General features: G+C 37.0%; 16 protein-coding genes. 9 read left to right on the top strand and 7 right to left on the bottom strand.

Features of this window, described 5'->3' with window-relative positions; all coding sequences use genetic code 11:
- Positions 1–5: 5 nt before the first annotated feature.
- Positions 6–587 (bottom strand): GDP-mannose pyrophosphatase NudK, encoded by a 582-nt coding sequence (nudK, locus tag VBZ51_RS18415; RefSeq protein ID WP_416577896.1) that lies wholly within the window; start codon positions 585–587, stop codon positions 6–8.
- A 182-nt stretch (positions 588–769) separates the two neighbouring features.
- Here nudK and VBZ51_RS18410 point away from each other — a divergent pair, with 182 nt between their 5' ends.
- Entirely contained in the window at positions 770–2,338 is a 1,569-nt protein-coding gene (locus tag VBZ51_RS18410) for a M81 family metallopeptidase (protein WP_416577895.1), read from the top strand.
- On the opposite strand, the gene VBZ51_RS18405 is transcribed toward VBZ51_RS18410, so the two are convergent.
- The 4 genes from VBZ51_RS18405 to VBZ51_RS18390 form a co-directional block, all read right to left on the bottom strand.
- Positions 2,339–2,992, bottom strand: a complete 654-nt coding sequence (locus VBZ51_RS18405) for a DUF2461 domain-containing protein (protein ID WP_071339719.1) — start codon at positions 2,990–2,992, stop codon at positions 2,339–2,341.
- A 429-nt stretch (positions 2,993–3,421) separates the two neighbouring features.
- On the bottom strand, positions 3,422–4,219 hold the full coding sequence (locus VBZ51_RS18400; protein WP_071339720.1) for a TIGR00266 family protein: 798 nt from the start codon (positions 4,217–4,219) through the stop codon (positions 3,422–3,424).
- Positions 4,220–4,287: 68 nt separating this feature from the next.
- Complete coding sequence (locus VBZ51_RS18395) at positions 4,288–4,797, bottom strand: hypothetical protein (protein ID WP_416577894.1); 510 nt, start codon at positions 4,795–4,797, stop codon at positions 4,288–4,290.
- Between the two features lie 5 nt (positions 4,798–4,802).
- The gene (locus VBZ51_RS18390) at positions 4,803–5,264 is read right to left on the bottom strand and encodes a DUF4442 domain-containing protein (RefSeq protein WP_416577893.1); all 462 of its coding nucleotides are present in this window, start codon (positions 5,262–5,264) and stop codon (positions 4,803–4,805) included.
- A 194-nt stretch (positions 5,265–5,458) separates the two neighbouring features.
- Here VBZ51_RS18390 and VBZ51_RS18385 point away from each other — a divergent pair, with 194 nt between their 5' ends.
- From VBZ51_RS18385 to VBZ51_RS18355, 7 genes are all read left to right on the top strand, one after another.
- Positions 5,459–5,941, top strand: a complete 483-nt coding sequence (locus VBZ51_RS18385) for a DUF4870 domain-containing protein (RefSeq protein WP_074674321.1) — start codon at positions 5,459–5,461, stop codon at positions 5,939–5,941.
- 211 nt (positions 5,942–6,152) lie between these two features.
- Positions 6,153–6,488, top strand: coding sequence for a PadR family transcriptional regulator (locus tag VBZ51_RS18380; RefSeq protein WP_058105659.1), 336 nt, complete (start codon positions 6,153–6,155; stop codon positions 6,486–6,488).
- Between the two features lie 2 nt (positions 6,489–6,490).
- Positions 6,491–8,284 carry a PspC domain-containing protein gene (locus VBZ51_RS18375; protein WP_416577892.1) on the top strand — a complete coding sequence of 598 codons (1,794 nt, stop codon included), beginning with the start codon at positions 6,491–6,493 and terminating at the stop codon, positions 8,282–8,284.
- A 107-nt stretch (positions 8,285–8,391) separates the two neighbouring features.
- Positions 8,392–9,114 carry a head GIN domain-containing protein gene (locus VBZ51_RS18370; protein WP_058105601.1) on the top strand — a complete coding sequence of 241 codons (723 nt, stop codon included), beginning with the start codon at positions 8,392–8,394 and terminating at the stop codon, positions 9,112–9,114.
- A gap of 90 nt (positions 9,115–9,204) precedes the next feature.
- Positions 9,205–10,218 carry a dipeptide epimerase gene (locus VBZ51_RS18365; RefSeq protein WP_416577891.1) on the top strand — a complete coding sequence of 338 codons (1,014 nt, stop codon included), beginning with the start codon at positions 9,205–9,207 and terminating at the stop codon, positions 10,216–10,218.
- On the top strand, positions 10,218–11,258 hold the full coding sequence (locus tag VBZ51_RS18360) for a pyridoxal phosphate-dependent aminotransferase family protein (protein WP_416577890.1): 1,041 nt from the start codon (positions 10,218–10,220) through the stop codon (positions 11,256–11,258). The genes VBZ51_RS18365 and VBZ51_RS18360 overlap by 1 nt, the downstream gene beginning before the upstream one ends.
- Positions 11,259–11,389: 131 nt before the next feature.
- Entirely contained in the window at positions 11,390–11,836 is a 447-nt protein-coding gene (locus VBZ51_RS18355; RefSeq protein ID WP_099193192.1) for a hypothetical protein, read from the top strand.
- 70 nt (positions 11,837–11,906) lie between these two features.
- Here the strand turns inward: VBZ51_RS18355 and trxB are convergent, their stop codons facing one another.
- The gene (trxB, locus tag VBZ51_RS18350) at positions 11,907–12,884 is read right to left on the bottom strand and encodes a thioredoxin-disulfide reductase (RefSeq protein WP_416577889.1); all 978 of its coding nucleotides are present in this window, start codon (positions 12,882–12,884) and stop codon (positions 11,907–11,909) included.
- A gap of 221 nt (positions 12,885–13,105) precedes the next feature.
- Between trxB and VBZ51_RS18345 the strand changes: the two genes are divergently transcribed.
- The gene (locus tag VBZ51_RS18345) at positions 13,106–13,801 is read left to right on the top strand and encodes a LytR/AlgR family response regulator transcription factor (RefSeq protein ID WP_416577888.1); all 696 of its coding nucleotides are present in this window, start codon (positions 13,106–13,108) and stop codon (positions 13,799–13,801) included.
- 13 nt (positions 13,802–13,814) lie between these two features.
- Here VBZ51_RS18345 and VBZ51_RS18340 read toward each other — a convergent pair whose 3' ends face one another.
- Positions 13,815–14,948 (bottom strand): formylglycine-generating enzyme family protein, encoded by a 1,134-nt coding sequence (locus tag VBZ51_RS18340; protein WP_416577887.1) that lies wholly within the window; start codon positions 14,946–14,948, stop codon positions 13,815–13,817.
- Positions 14,949–14,989 lie beyond the last annotated feature (41 nt).

Below are 14,989 nucleotides of genomic sequence, written 5' to 3'. Positions count from 1 at the left end.
CGTGCCTAAACTAACCCATTCAATTTTGCATATTGCAATAACATAATTGTCTTGGCATCCTTAATTTCCCCCTTTGAAACCATGGTGATAGCTTCATCAAAATTCAATTCTAAGACTTCAATGTTTTCGGTTTCATCTTCTGCGCCACCACCATCACTTACCTTCATACTATCATCATATTCTCCCACAAAAAGAAACAGCTCTTCGGTAACTGAACCGGGCGACATGTAGGTTTGAAAAACTTTTTGCACATTTTTGATCTTATATCCGGTTTCTTCCTCAGTTTCTTTTCGTACACAATCTGCAGGGTTATCGCCATCTAAAAGCCCGGCACAAACTTCGATCATCATTCCGTCTTTATTACCATTAACATAGGTAGGCATTCTAAATTGCCTGGTAAGAACCACCGTCTTTTTTTTAGAGTTATACAATAAAATGGCAGCACCATTACCCCTATCATAAGCCTCTCTTTCCTGGGTTTCCCAACTACCATCTGGCTTTTGGTAGTCATAGGTGTATTTATTTAAAATATACCAATTATCAGAAAGTATTTCTCTTTTTACATTCTTTATGCCTCCATTTTTCAAATCAATAGCCGTTTTAAATTGTGATTATAAAGATAAAGCAGTACGTTTTAAAATGTGAAGAAATAAACTAGGTCTTTCCAATACTTACATTAATAGCTTAGAAAAGGTTATTTAGCAAAAACTCTTGCTAATATGCCCTATGAACCAGTATCTTTTCATGACAAACCAAACAACCTTTGATTTTGAAGCATTTATACCTTTACGCCGTTCTATTACTTAGCTTAGCTACTTCTTGCAATGAAGAAAAAAAAGATACTGAAACTAAGAACTTACCAAAAATTGCCATTGCCGGTTTGGGCATTGAAAGTAGCACCTTTTCACCTGCCCTTTCTACTGAGGAAGCCTTTCATGCTAAAGTAGGTGATTCGGTTTTCACCAGATATCCCTTTTTACAGCCAGATTCTATAAATAGAAAAAGAGCGCAATGGGTACCAACACTTGTGGGGAAATCGCTACCAGGTGGAACGGTAACGCGAGAAGCCTACGAATCTTTGGTTGGTAAAAGTTTGAAAATGCTAGAAGAAAACAAACCATATGACGGACTCTTTTTTGACATACATGGCGCAATGAGTGTGGTTGGATTAGATGACCCTGAAGGTGACCTTATAATGCGTATTCGTGAAGTAATAGGTGATGATGTACTTATTTCTACATCTATGGATTTGCACGGTAACGTATCTGAACGATTGGCAAAACATACGGATTTAATAACGTGCTACCGTATGGCACCGCATGAAGATGCTATTAAATCTAAAAGAAGAGCGGTTACTAATTTAATTGACCGACTTGAAAGTGGCAAAGGTAAACCCGCCTTTAAGGCTTGGGTACCTGTACCTATTTTATTACCCGGAGAAAAAACAAGTACGCGTATAGAGCCCGGTAAGAGTTTATACGCAAAAGTTCCTACCGTTGCCAATCAAGAAGGTGTTATTGATGCCGCCATATGGATCGGCTATGCCTGGGCAGATGAACCCCGTAACCACGCTGTTGTAATGGTGACCGGAGATGATAAGGAAAAAGTTGCCGAAGGAGCTGAGAAATTGGCACAAAATTTTTGGGATGTGCGTAACGAATTTGAATTTGTTGCACCTACTACCACGCTAGATGAAAGCTTAAAACTTGCTTTGGCCAGTGAAAAGAAACCTTATATGATCAGTGATATGGGCGATAATCCTACTGCTGGCGGTGCAGGTGATGTAACTTGGACATTGAAAGAGCTTTTGGCCAGACCGGAATTTAAGTCTAAAAACGGAACCTCTCTTATTTATGCTTCCATTCCGGGACCTGAGTTTGTAGAAAAAGCGTTAGAAATAGGAATTGGTGGTAAAATTAAAGCTGAAGCAGGCGCTGCCGTGGATGATAGATTTGCAGGACCCCTAACGTTAGAAGGTACCGTTACCGCTATTAAAGAAGGTGATGTTAACGCTGAGATAGAAGTAGTTGTTAAGGTTGGTAATATTGATGTCATCGTGACCAAAAAACGCAAACCCTACCATCTTTTAAGTGATTTTACCAATTTAGGCTTGGACCCCAAAAACACGGATATTGTAGTCGTAAAAATTGGTTACTTGGTTCCTGAACTTTATGATATGCGTGGCGATTGGACCATGGCACTTACTCCCGGCGGAGTGGACCAAGATTTAAATAGATTAGGTTATAAGAGAATTAAAAGACCTATGTTTCCATTGGATAGCACTATGGCACAGCCAGATTTAAAACCTAAGTGGATTCCGGCAGCAGATGCGAAATAATTACACGGTAATGGCCTTATTCAAATAACGCCTAAATGGTAGCATTTCTTTATAAGCTGCTATTAATTCATCATCAAACTTAGCTTTGTTGGTTTCCTTAGTACTAAACTCTTGGAATACGGCAAAGGTTTTGTTTTTAAGCAATTCTATATGTTTATGATCTTTGGCGAACCCCTTAGGTGCATTGGTCAGTTTAGCATCTTCATAGAGGTCACCAAAACGGGTTTTAAAGGATTTCTTATTTAATATTTTCACCAATTCTTCTCCATCATAATCAATGGCTTCACGAACACTACGCAATACTTTTGGCTCCGGTCTCCATAATCCTCCCGCAAAAATGCAACGGTCTATACCCAACTCAAAATAGAAATCGGCAGTTTTTGGTTTCTTGTCAAACCCCGCTCCTAAATGGTCTTTGTAAATAGGTTTATTGGGATGAAACATAAGATTATTATTGATACGATTTATTCCCTTTTTACCTGGAGTATCATAGTACTCGTCATCAATAGCCGATAGTCTCCTATTCATACTATCTAACCAGTCTATATATTCATCACGTACCTGTTTGTACCATTTACGATTGGCATCCATCCATTCCTTTGAATTGTTTTGTTGTAATTCTTTTAGGAAGTCTATCTGATTTTTGAAACTCATAAGTTCGTTGCTCGTTGCTGGTTGCTGGTTGCTGGTTGCTGGTTGTTGGTTGTTGGTTGTTGGTTGTTGGTTGTTGGAAAATTAAAATACAAACTCAAGCTCAAAATTCAAGTTCAAGTTCAAATTCTAATTAACATACTTTGTACTTAATAATTTCTTCTACTGGTTTTTGGCTTTTGGCTATTACGCTTCGCGTTTTTTAGTATTAAGTAATAAATATTTAGGTACTGAGATATTATATTAGTAGTTGTTCTAGTAATTCTTATTTCATAATAGCTTCCATTTAGTAAGCTTAGCTTTGCTAAATAATATATCTCCTATCAAGTCTATTTTCTACACTCTATACTCTATTTTCACGCTTCTAACTTTAGACTTCGTACTTAATACTTTGTACCTTGTACCCTGTACCCAGTACCCTGTCCATAATTTTTAAAACCTAGTATCGCCACCAACAATATCTCCTAAAGTCCCAAGAATACTACCTTCTCCTTTATCTTTTCCTCCTCTTGGTATTGATGCCAAAACTCTTCCTGCTAAACGACTGAAAGGTAAGGACTGAATATAGACTGTGCCGGGTCCGCGAAGGGTTGCGAAGAATAAGCCTTCACCACCAAAAACCGTATTACGAATACCACCAACGAATTCTATATCATAGTCCACATCTTTTGTAAAGCCAACAATACATCCCGTATCTACTTTTAGTACCTCACCAGGACCAAGGGTTTTCTTTGCCAACGTACCACCTGCATGTATAAAGGACATTCCGTCTCCTTCAAGCTTTTGCATAATAAAACCTTCACCTCCAAAAAGTCCACGACCTAATCTCTTAGAAAATTCAATACCGACAGATACACCCTTTGCAGCGCATAAAAAGGCATCTTTCTGACAAATAAAGCGTCCGCCCATTTCAGAAAGGTCAATTGGCAAAATTTTACCTGGATATGGAGAGGCAAAACTTACCTGTTTTTTACCTTGACCAATATTTAAAAATGCCGTCATAAATAGACTTTCTCCCGTAAGCATACGTTTACCTGCCGAGAAAATTTTACCAAGAACACTATTGTCTTGATTGCTACCATCACCAAAAATGGTATTCATTTTAATATCGGTATCCATCATCATAAAGCTTCCTGCTTCGGCTACTACTGCCTCTTGTGGATCTAACTCTATTTCAACATATTGCATTTCTTCTCCAAAAATCTCGTAATCTATTTCGTGTGCGTTCATTTCTATATTGTTTTTGATTGATGCTAATTAGTTGCTAGCAGAAGTACTTTTGTTACAACTAAACCGAATTATTTTAAAAGAGATTTTAAAAATTCTTCGGTCTTTTGCGAGCCAATAAGGTATTTTTCACCATTGGTCAATGTTAGGGCGACTCCTTCTTTACCCTTAACATTATAAACTGTACCGTACTTTTTAGTTTTTCTGATACCATACCCTACAAAATCATAATTAACGATCTGTTGTTCTACTACTTCATTTAAATCAATGACTTTACTAAAAAATAATAGATGACGAATTTTTATATCCTTATCTGAAACCACTACTTTAAGTTTTGATAATGCCAAAAATAAAATGGTAGCTACATAAACTAGGACGCAGATAAATTGAACAATAGATAACCTACCCGATATCCATGAAATGCTAATATTACCGGAAGCATTAGGAATTTGATCTGTACATAAACTTATAATAGTTATTACCTTACCTATTACAAATAATAGTATTGGAGCAAGTATGATCAACCACAACCACCATTGGGTAAACTTCTGAGTCTCTTTGAATCTTATTGCTCTTTTCATTGAAACTACTTTTTCTGTTTCAACCTTACCGTCCATTCAAAATCAAAAGTACTTACCACTACCCCGTCTTCATTAACACCAACAGATTTCATCCAAATGGTTTGTCCTTCTCCAGTTGCAATGGTCTTTTCCAAAGCTTCTTTAATTAAGTGTCCGTCCTCACAGGTAAACGTTATTTTACCGGTAGCTTTTTTAGAAAAGTTAGCCTTATTATTAGCGACCAACATAGAAATCTTCTTTCCTGTTGCTTCAATTTGGTCTATCATCATTGCTCCGGTAGATAGTTCTGCAGCCATACCCTGTACTGCCCAAAACATAGAATTAAACGGATTCTGATTGATCCAACGGTGGGTAACGGTCACTGCAGACCTATTTTTATCTATTTCTCTTAAACGTACTCCGCACCACCAAGCTGCAGGTAGTTTAAAAAATGAAAACATATTGAATTTACTAGCTGTTACCGCCATATTGTCTATTTTTTTTACCAAAAGTAGTATTTATTTAGACTATTCTAAAATGTTAAAATATTGTTAAATATTAGTACTATGCGTTACATAGTACCTTTTTTTAGACATATATTTGCATAGGAAGTTAATAGGTAATCAAAGTAATTGGCTTTTACATAGTATTAAAATCAATCATCATCATCAACGAAGCAATCATGACAGAATCAGTAACAAAACACGAAAGAAACCTCTCTGCACTAATACATGCCAGTACGTTTTCTAAATTCTTTATTCCGTTCGGAAACTTCATCATTCCGCTCGTATTGTGGACGGCAAATAAAAAAGAATATGAGTTTGTGGACCATAATGGCAAACAAGCATTGAACTTTCAAATTAGCATATTACTCTACTCTATTCTTGTAGGTATGGTAAGTATTCCGTTTTTCCTAGGTGGATTCTTACCTAATATTTTTGACTTTGACAATTTTGGCTTAGTGAACGTTCATAGCTTCAATAACATCAATTTTCATTTCGACTCAGATGATTTTTTTGGTCCATGGATGATACCCGTTGGGTTACTTGGATTGGCACAATCTGCCCTATTCATCATCAATATAGTATATACCATTCTTGCGACGATCAAGACCAATGAAGGCGAAGTTTTTGAATATCCGTTAAGTATTAAATTTATAAAATAAGTGAATCAGTCAATATATATCAGGGTATTCATCACACCCGTAGGAGTTTATTCATCAATCAATTAAAACCTGTTTAATCACAGTCAAAACAATCAATCGATCAACATGTTTATTCATCGAACAAAAAACGAACAGTTAACCTATGCAGACGACAGAAACAATGGAGCAATCCCCTCCAAAAGCGGGACTGCATAAAAAGCAAAAAGACATTATGAACGTAGAAAATACAAAAGCGCAAATGCGAAAAGGGGTTTTGGAGTATTGCATCCTGTCCATCTTGAATGGGGAAGACAAGTATGCTTCAGAAATCTTAAAAACGCTAAAAGATGCTAAAATGCTAGTAGTGGAAGGAACTATTTACCCACTACTGACCAGATTAAAAAATGCGGGTCTTCTGAACTATCGTTGGGAAGAATCTACATCTGGACCGCCAAGAAAATATTATACACTTACCGAAACCGGTAAACTTTTCCTTAAGGAACTGGATACTACCTGGGACGAATTAAGAAAAGCAACCAACCTAGTAACCAACTCAAAAAACAGCTAATCATGAACAAAACAGTAAATATAAATTTAGCGAACATGCTCTTTCATATAGATGAAGAGGCATACAATATAATGCGTAGGTATTTAGAATCGGTAAAACGATCTTTTGCCAATACACCTGGTAGCGATGAGATCATTGCTGATATAGAAGCAAGAATTGCCGAGCTTTTTCATGATAAACTTGAAAACGAAAGACAAGTCATTACCAAAAAAGAGGTAGATGAAGTTATTGCCATTATGGGACAACCAGAAGATTATATGGTTGATGAGGATATCTTTGAAGACGAGCCAAGGGCTAAAACCACTTCATCTCAGAACAAGGTGAAAAAACTTTATAGAGACACCGAGAAAAAATATGTTGCCGGGGTTTCTGCCGGTTTAGCACACTATTTCAACATTGACCCATTATGGATCCGTCTACTTTGGATTTTCTTGACCATTTTCACATGGGGCGGCTTTATCTTTATTTACGGTTTACTTTGGATTCTTATACCTGAAGCTAAAACTACGGCCCAAAAATTGGACATGAGCGGGGAAACTGTCAATATCAGCAATATTGAACGTAAAGTTAAAGAGGGTTTTGATGACGTTGCGGATCGTGTAAAAAGTGTTGACTATGAAAAAGTAGGCAATACCGTCAAAAAAGGAGGAAAAACAATCTTTGACACATTTGGAGATATTGTTATGTTTCTATTTAAGATCTTTGGCAAATTAATTGGTATACTTTTAGTAATTATTGGTGCAACCACTTTAATTGGTCTATTTGTGGGTATGTTCACCGTGGGTATACTAGACATAATTCATGTACCGGGCATTGACTTTTACAATGTGGTCAATTCTACCAACATGCCAATTTGGGTAGTTTCATTACTAGCATTTTTTGCCATCGGAATTCCGTTCTTTTTCTTAATGTATTTAGGGTTGAAAATTTTAGTGAACAACTTAAAGTCTATTGGAACGGTTGCCAAGTTTGCGCTATTAGGCTTATGGTTGATTTCAATTATACTACTGATCATTTTTGGTATAAGAGAAGCAGCTTCACACGCCTATACCGGTAGCACTTCTATTGAAGATGAGATTACGAACGTAATACCTACAGATACTTTGAACATTAGATTAGTATCTACTGACGAGTACGATTATGAAAAGGATATGCATATGGGAGATACCTTTATCTCTTACGATGAGGCCGGTAATAAAATATTGGTTTCAGATGATGTAAGGTTTAGAATTCGTAAATCCAAAGATTCGTTAGTTAGGGTTCAGATCAGAAAAGAAGCGGACGGTCCTTCCAATAGAGAAGCAAAGGATATCGCAAGTCAAATACTATACGAATATGAGGTAAGCGGAAATACCATCTCATTGAATGATTATTTGACCACGCAAGGTCCTAAGTTTAAAGACCAAGAAGTTCGTGTAAGTATATTTTTACCGGTAGGTACCATCTTAACTTATGAGCAAACCAATTCTAGAAGCTGGATTACCACGGCAAATACGGATAGGGATACAGACGGCTTAGAGGGATACTTATGGAAAATGAACAATAACGGAGAACTTGAATGTCTTGATTGCCCTGAGTATATTAAAATGAACGATGACGAAGACCACAATGGCTCTAACCGTATAAATATCAACGAGAACGGCATTGACATCAACATTAACGATAACGGCGAAAAAGGCAAGATCATCATTAACGAAAATGGCATTAACATCGACGTAAACGATAATGGAGAATCGTTTAAAATGAAGTTAGACGAAAATGGCGTTAAAATAGATGCCAACGATAGTATCAATTAATTACGGTTCATATACCTAAATCTACAATTCAGTAACATATAGTGGTAGAAAAGGTAACAAACGATCATTTTTACATCATCAAATAACAATCATAAAAACAAACAATCATGACAACATTAGTAAGAATAACAGTAGCTTTTGTTTTAGCCCTTTTACTTTCATCTTGTGGCTTTGACATCAATTTTGGAACTGGAGAAGCCGGCAACGGGGTAGTAGTAGAAGAAACTAGGGAAATAACCGAAGAATTCACCGAAGTTTCTGCCTCAGAAGGTCTAGAAGTTTTTATTTCGCAAGGAAGCGATTTTGACATTGCTGTAGAAGCAGATGAAAATATCATAGACCTCATAGGTACCGATATCAAAAACGGTAAATTAAAAATTCACTGTGTAGAGAACATTGGTCGTGCCACCAAAAAGATATTCGTTACCATGCCCAACGTCACAGGGCTTTATGCTTCAAGTGGTGCACACTTAACTACCGAAAATAAAATTAAATCGGACAAGTTGGAGATAGATGCAAGTAGCGGTGCCATATTAAATGCCATGGTACAAGCTAACAATATGGATATAGACGCTAGCAGCGGTGCAAATATTTCACTTGAGGGCAATGCTAATGAAGTATACGTAGATGCCAGTAGCGGATCTAATGTTAGGGCAAATGATTTAGCAACCTCAAACGCTAATGCCGATGCCAGTAGTGGTGCCAATATTAGCATTGATGTAAAAGACAATTTAACTGCTGAAGCCTCTAGCGGTGGCAATATTTCTTATAAAGGAGACCCAACGGTTCAGAAGAATAAATCGGTTTCCGGCAGTGTTCACAAGTACTAAAAAATTCATCAATCAATTCAACATTGGAACCCACTGAAATATCAGTGGGTTTTCGTTTTTTAGTCCTATCCTTATCTGTATATTAGTACAATGCAAGTACATCTAAAAAAATACATTTTACCCTTAAGGCACACCTTTAGCATATCACGGGAATCTCATGATTTTCAAGATACTTTAATAGCTTCCTTATCCTTGAACGGTAAAACCGGTTATGGTGAAGCCACTGCTAACCCATATTATAAAATTACGGTTCTGAGCATGACCAATGAAATTAATGCCATAGCCTCAGAGATTGAAAATTTCAATTTTACCACACCTGAACTTTTTCACTCGTTTTTGGTAGGTAAAGGCTTATCTAATTTTGCCATTTGTGCACTTGATCTGGCAGCTCATGATCTGTATGGAAAATTACAGGGAAAACCATTATATAAGTTATGGGGTACGGATAATGATCATTACCCTACCACAAATTATACTATTGGTATAGCTCCTATTGATGTAATGCTCGCCAAAATGCAAGAAGTGCCATGGCCTATCTATAAAATTAAATTGGGTACTAGTGATGATGTTGCCATTGTTCGTGAGTTACGTGAACATACAAATGCCATTTTTAGAATTGATGCCAATTGTGCGTGGACGGCAGAGGAAACCATACATAATGCTCCTTTATTAAAAGATTTAGGTGTAGAATTTTTAGAACAACCTTTAAAAGCGGACGACTGGTCTGGCATGGAAGAGGTTATGCACCACAGTGTGCTACCGGTAATTGCAGATGAAAGTTGCATTGTAGAAAACGACGTTGAAAAATGTGCTCTGCATTTTAATGGTATAAATATTAAATTGACCAAATGTGGAGGCCTAACCCCTGCCCTACGTATGATCAGCAAGGCAAAAGAATTAGGTATTAAGGTAATGGTAGGCTGCATGACAGAATCTACCGTTGGTATTTCTGCAATAGCCCAACTAATTCCGCAATTGGATTATGTAGATATGGATGGCGCCATGTTGTTAAAAAGTGATATTGCCACCGGAGTTCAAATAACAGATGAAGGAAAAGTAATTTTTCCAAACTTAGCCGGTAGCGGTGTTCAACTTTTAGATTGATGCATACTATTAATGAATTTCCAGGAAGGACAATAACCAAAGATGGTAAAGAACACCTCTATTTTGGAGGCACTTCTTATTTAGGACTTCAAACCAATGAAGAGTTTCAATCACTGTTCATTAATAACATCAAAAAATACGGCACATCCTATAGTGCTTCACGAAAGTCTAATATTAAGATTTCTATTTTTGATGAGATTGAAAGCTATCTTAGAGTGCTAACAGGCAGCGAGGCTTGTGTTACCATGTCTTCCGGTTATTTGGCCGGGCAATTGGTATGTGACTATTTCAGTAATATCAACTACAGTTTGTATTATGCACCAAACACCCACTCTGCACTCTTTAGAAATCAACAAAAAGTATTTAAAAACTGGCAAGAACTTGAAGGGGCTATTCATAAAAACACTGGCAAAACACCAGTCCTTTTTTTAGATAGTATTGATTTTCATGGCGACAATTTCCCTGACTATAACTTTCTTAAAAAACTACCGCTGAAGGATATCATTCTAGTAGTAGATGATTCTCATGGAATAGGAATTACAGGAGAGCAAGGTGGCGGAAGCTATCGTTATTTACAAACGTTACAGCCAAAGGAACTATTAGCTTCTTGCTCTTTAGGTAAAGGTTTTGGCATACAAGCAGGCGCCATTTTTGGGAGTAACAAAACAATAGAAAATTTAAAAAACACCTCATTTTATGGAGGTGCCAGCCCTGCCACTCCAGCATCATTAGCTACTATAAAAGATGCCAGTATATTAATATTGAACAAAAGGAAACAACTGGATCAACATATCCATTTGTTTCTAAAAACTATCGTTGATTCTTCGCTATTTGTATATGCAAAAGGGCACCCTACCTTTAATTTTCAAAATGAATTGCTCGCCCAATATTTACAAGAAAACAACATCATAGTTACAAATTTCAGGTATCCAACAGAAAACGATTCTTTAATGAGCCGTATAGTTTTAAGCGCTTCACATACCCAGAAAGACATTATAAGTCTTTGCAATATTCTTAACACTTTCTCTACACAATCGTAGTATTTACCACAAGTGTCTTATTTTAAATATATTATTCACAATTATTTGGTGTTATTTTTATCAAATTCTAAAAATTATTCGTATCTTTTTAATACACAATCAACTCTTTTATTAACTAACACGCTACCACTATGAAGAAATTACTAGGATTGGTATTGTTGATGCTGGTATTGGTCTCAGCCGCTTCAACAAATTCCATAAACGACAACTACATGCATACCATACAAGGCACATGGGAACTTGAAAGTTTTTATAATTACGATGGTCAACAAGTAATTGATACCGTGCCTACGGCTGACGGATATAGACAGGTTAAAATGTACTATAATGGTAAAATTATGTGGACAAGATATGTTCCTGTAGACAAAATAGGCCGATTTGGTTACGGCACCTATAAAATTACCGATGACAGATTAATGGAAACATTGGAATATGGCGACAATGAAATGATTGAAGCCATGGATACCATGCGTATTTTTACTTTTGAACTACAACTAACCGATGACAGGTTCAGCCAAATAAGCCTTGATGAAGAAGGTAACAGAACATTTTCTGAAAACTACGTTAGGATAGACTAACCACATTTTGCAAACATTAAAAGAGCCCGTTCGCATGAACGGGCTCTTTTTAATATATTATGAATGGTTCTTAATATTTATCGGCTACTGCTTCTTCAACAGAACCAATAGAGGCTAAATAACGTTCAGCATCTAGCGCTGCCATACAACCGGTTCCAGCAGCTGTAACAGCTTGTCTATATTCCTTATCCTGAGCATCGCCACTAGCGAATATCCCTGGTAAATTGGTCTTTGTAGATTTACCTTTGGTAATTAGGTAACCCGTTTCATCCATATCCAATTGACCTTTAAAGATATCTGTATTAGGTTTATGCCCAATAGCAATGAAAAGACCGGTAATTGCAATTTCTTCCTTTTCACCAGTCTGATTGTTCACCATACGTAAACCTTCTACAACTTGCTCACCCAAAACCTCATCAACCTCAGTATTATAACGTACCTCTATATTCTTGATACTGTTTACCCTATGTTGCATAGCTTTAGAAGCTCTCATTTCATCTCTACGTACCAACATAGTTACTTTATTACAGATATTGGCCAAATAAGAAGCCTCCTCTGCCGCAGTATCCCCTGCACCAACAATTGCCACGTCTTGTCCCTTATAGAAGAAACCGTCACAAACGGCACATGCGGATACTCCACCACCACGTAAGCGTTGCTCACTTGGCAAGTTTAAATATTTAGCGGAAGCTCCTGTTGAAATAATAACAGTTTCAGCTTCAATTTCCTTATCATTATCTGCGACAACCTTATGAATACCGCCTTTTTCTTTTGAAAACTCTACAGAAGTAATCATACCAATTCTAACCTCTGTACCAAAGCGTTCTGCTTGTTGTTGCAATTGTACCATCATAGTAGGACCGTCTATACCCTCTGGATATCCCGGAAAATTATCAACTTCAGTCGTGGTGGTCAATTGACCTCCAGGTTCCATTCCTGTGTACATAACAGGCTTTAAATCTGCACGTGCAGCATATATTGCTGCTGTATAACCTGCAGGTCCAGACCCTATAATCAATGTTTTTACACGTTCTATTTTATCAGACATAATATCAAGTGGTTCTATTAAATTTTCTATAACAAAAGTAGGTTTTTGAGCTAGAAACTTACAATATAGTTATCAAAAGTTTTTATACGATTATTAGCAATGAAGATAAGTATTCACTATTTTTCGGCTGTTTTTCCAAGTTTAAATTAATATTAATCTTTAGAAAAATGAACCTTCCCCCATTCTTAACGTAAGTATCGTAGAACTTTTATGATTATTGAATGAAGACCTTTAACTGTGCTATTATAGAGGATTCCATTACCCAAAGGAAGCTTCTAGAACAAATTATTGCAAAAAGTAAGCATTTAAAATTAATACACGCTGCCAGCGCCAATGCGGAAACTTTAAAGGAAATAAATAAGTCAAAAATTGATTTATTATTTCTTGATATTGAAATGCCGGACATGAACGGTTTTGAGTTTTTATCTGGACTAACCATACAGCCCCAGGTAATTATTACCAGCCATGATCAAAAGTATGCGCTTGAAGCGTTTGACTTCAATGTAACCGATTTTCTATTGAAACCCTATAGCACCGATCGGTTTGAGGCTGCCATTACCAAAGCCATAGATAAGGTGAAATCTACTAAAAAGAAACAGCCGGAAAGCAAATTGGTTGTAAAGCACAACCTTAAGCAAGTTGAACTCAACGTGCACGCAATTTTATACGTTGAGGCACTGGGCGATTATGTAAAGGTGGTAACCGAAGAGCGTAATTATGTTATCTTATCTACAATGAGCGCTTTTAACGATAGACTAGAGGCAGATAAGTTCATAAGAATTCACAAATCCTATATCGTCAACCTAAAAATGGTTGAACGTTATAACCATGAATTCATCGAAATTCAAAACAAGAAAATACCAATTAGCCGTGCAAAAATTGTTGAACTTGATCAACTGTTAAACTGCTTAGATTAAAAACTGTATTTTTCTATTCTTTAAGCATTTCAGCAGTTGCAACTGTTCTAAAACCTGTATGCTCTAATGAGGAATCCATACTGGACCCCATTCTTGCAGATACACGGTAACTTGCGCAATACGATGCACTACACAAAAATGACCCTCCTTTGATCACTCTTTCTTTTGCAAGCGGGTTATTTGGTGTGTACGGACTTTCAGCTCCTTTGGGGTTCACCAAAACCGTATTTTTAGATTTAGCTTCTTTGTAATAATCGGTATTATACCAATCACTGGTCCATTCCCACACATTACCTGCCATATCATATAATCCCAACGCATTTGGCGGATATGATTTTACGGGAGCCCTAAGTTCAAAACCATCTGCCATGGTATTTTCAACAGGAAATTCTCCTTCCCACGTATTCGCTTTTTCCGCCAAAACGGATACATCATCGCCCCAATTATAGATGGTACCATATGAGCCCGCTCTTGATGCCAGCTCCCATTCCGCCTCTGTAGGCAAGCGCCTATTTGCCCATTCGCAATAAGCCAATGCATCTTCGTATGAAACCTGTACTACCGGGTAATCATCTTTTCCCTTTATGGAACTCATTGGCCCGTTAGGGTGTTTCCAATCTGCGCCAATGGTCCAATTCCACCACTGGGAAAAATCATAAAGATTAGGTACTGAAGATTTTGCTTTTTTAAAAGTCAATGAACCCGGCTGCAATATGGAATCGTGTGGTTTTTCCGTGCCTGCCGGTACTTGCTTTTTCAATTCTTCCCAATCAATTCCCCTTTCTGCGACCGTTACATAGCCTGTTGCTTTTACAAATGCAGAAAATTGTGCATTGGTTACTTCGGTAACGTCCATAAAAAAACCATCTACCATTACATCGATTGCCGGCTTTTCATGATCCATTGCTATTTTATCATTATTAACAGCACCTTGTTTAAAAACAGCACCCGGCACCCAAACCATACCTTCAGGAGCAGTTACTCCTTCCGGTTTTTCATTCAATAACGTATGATCTATTACCGGTGTAGACTTTTCAATCTCGGTTTTTTCTTCTTGTTGTATTTTGTCTTTCTTGGGTTCCGACTTACAATTGACCATCAACACACCAAAAATGATCAAGGCTACATAATGCATGCTTTTCTTCATGGTCTAAATATACTTTCTACTATTTAAAATTCTGATCAATA

Source organism: Maribacter sp. HS, from assembly GCF_048059195.1.
Lineage (GTDB): Bacteria > Bacteroidota > Bacteroidia > Flavobacteriales > Flavobacteriaceae > Maribacter > Maribacter dokdonensis.
This window is presented reverse-complemented; position numbering and strand designations above follow the sequence as displayed.

What these genes read in the sequence shown, in the direction of transcription:
- VBZ51_RS18375 (WP_416577892.1), top strand. Translation starts at nt 6,491, where the DNA reads ATGAACAAAACAGTAAATATAAATTTAGCGAACATGCTCTTTCATATA.
- VBZ51_RS18400 (WP_071339720.1), bottom strand. Translation starts at nt 4,219, where the DNA reads ATGAACGCACACGAAATAGATTACGAGATTTTTGGAGAAGAAATGCAA.
- VBZ51_RS18385 (WP_074674321.1), top strand. Translation starts at nt 5,459, where the DNA reads ATGACAGAATCAGTAACAAAACACGAAAGAAACCTCTCTGCACTAATA.
- VBZ51_RS18365 (WP_416577891.1), top strand. Translation starts at nt 9,205, where the DNA reads ATGCAAGTACATCTAAAAAAATACATTTTACCCTTAAGGCACACCTTT.
- VBZ51_RS18360 (WP_416577890.1), top strand. Translation starts at nt 10,218, where the DNA reads ATGCATACTATTAATGAATTTCCAGGAAGGACAATAACCAAAGATGGT.
- VBZ51_RS18345 (WP_416577888.1), top strand. Translation starts at nt 13,106, where the DNA reads ATGAAGACCTTTAACTGTGCTATTATAGAGGATTCCATTACCCAAAGG.
- VBZ51_RS18370 (WP_058105601.1), top strand. Translation starts at nt 8,392, where the DNA reads ATGACAACATTAGTAAGAATAACAGTAGCTTTTGTTTTAGCCCTTTTA.
- VBZ51_RS18380 (WP_058105659.1), top strand. Translation starts at nt 6,153, where the DNA reads ATGAACGTAGAAAATACAAAAGCGCAAATGCGAAAAGGGGTTTTGGAG.
- VBZ51_RS18395 (WP_416577894.1), bottom strand. Translation starts at nt 4,797, where the DNA reads ATGAAAAGAGCAATAAGATTCAAAGAGACTCAGAAGTTTACCCAATGG.
- VBZ51_RS18340 (WP_416577887.1), bottom strand. Translation starts at nt 14,948, where the DNA reads ATGAAGAAAAGCATGCATTATGTAGCCTTGATCATTTTTGGTGTGTTG.
- VBZ51_RS18405 (WP_071339719.1), bottom strand. Translation starts at nt 2,992, where the DNA reads ATGAGTTTCAAAAATCAGATAGACTTCCTAAAAGAATTACAACAAAAC.
- VBZ51_RS18355 (WP_099193192.1), top strand. Translation starts at nt 11,390, where the DNA reads ATGAAGAAATTACTAGGATTGGTATTGTTGATGCTGGTATTGGTCTCA.
- VBZ51_RS18390 (WP_416577893.1), bottom strand. Translation starts at nt 5,264, where the DNA reads ATGGCGGTAACAGCTAGTAAATTCAATATGTTTTCATTTTTTAAACTA.
- trxB (WP_416577889.1), bottom strand. Translation starts at nt 12,884, where the DNA reads ATGTCTGATAAAATAGAACGTGTAAAAACATTGATTATAGGGTCTGGA.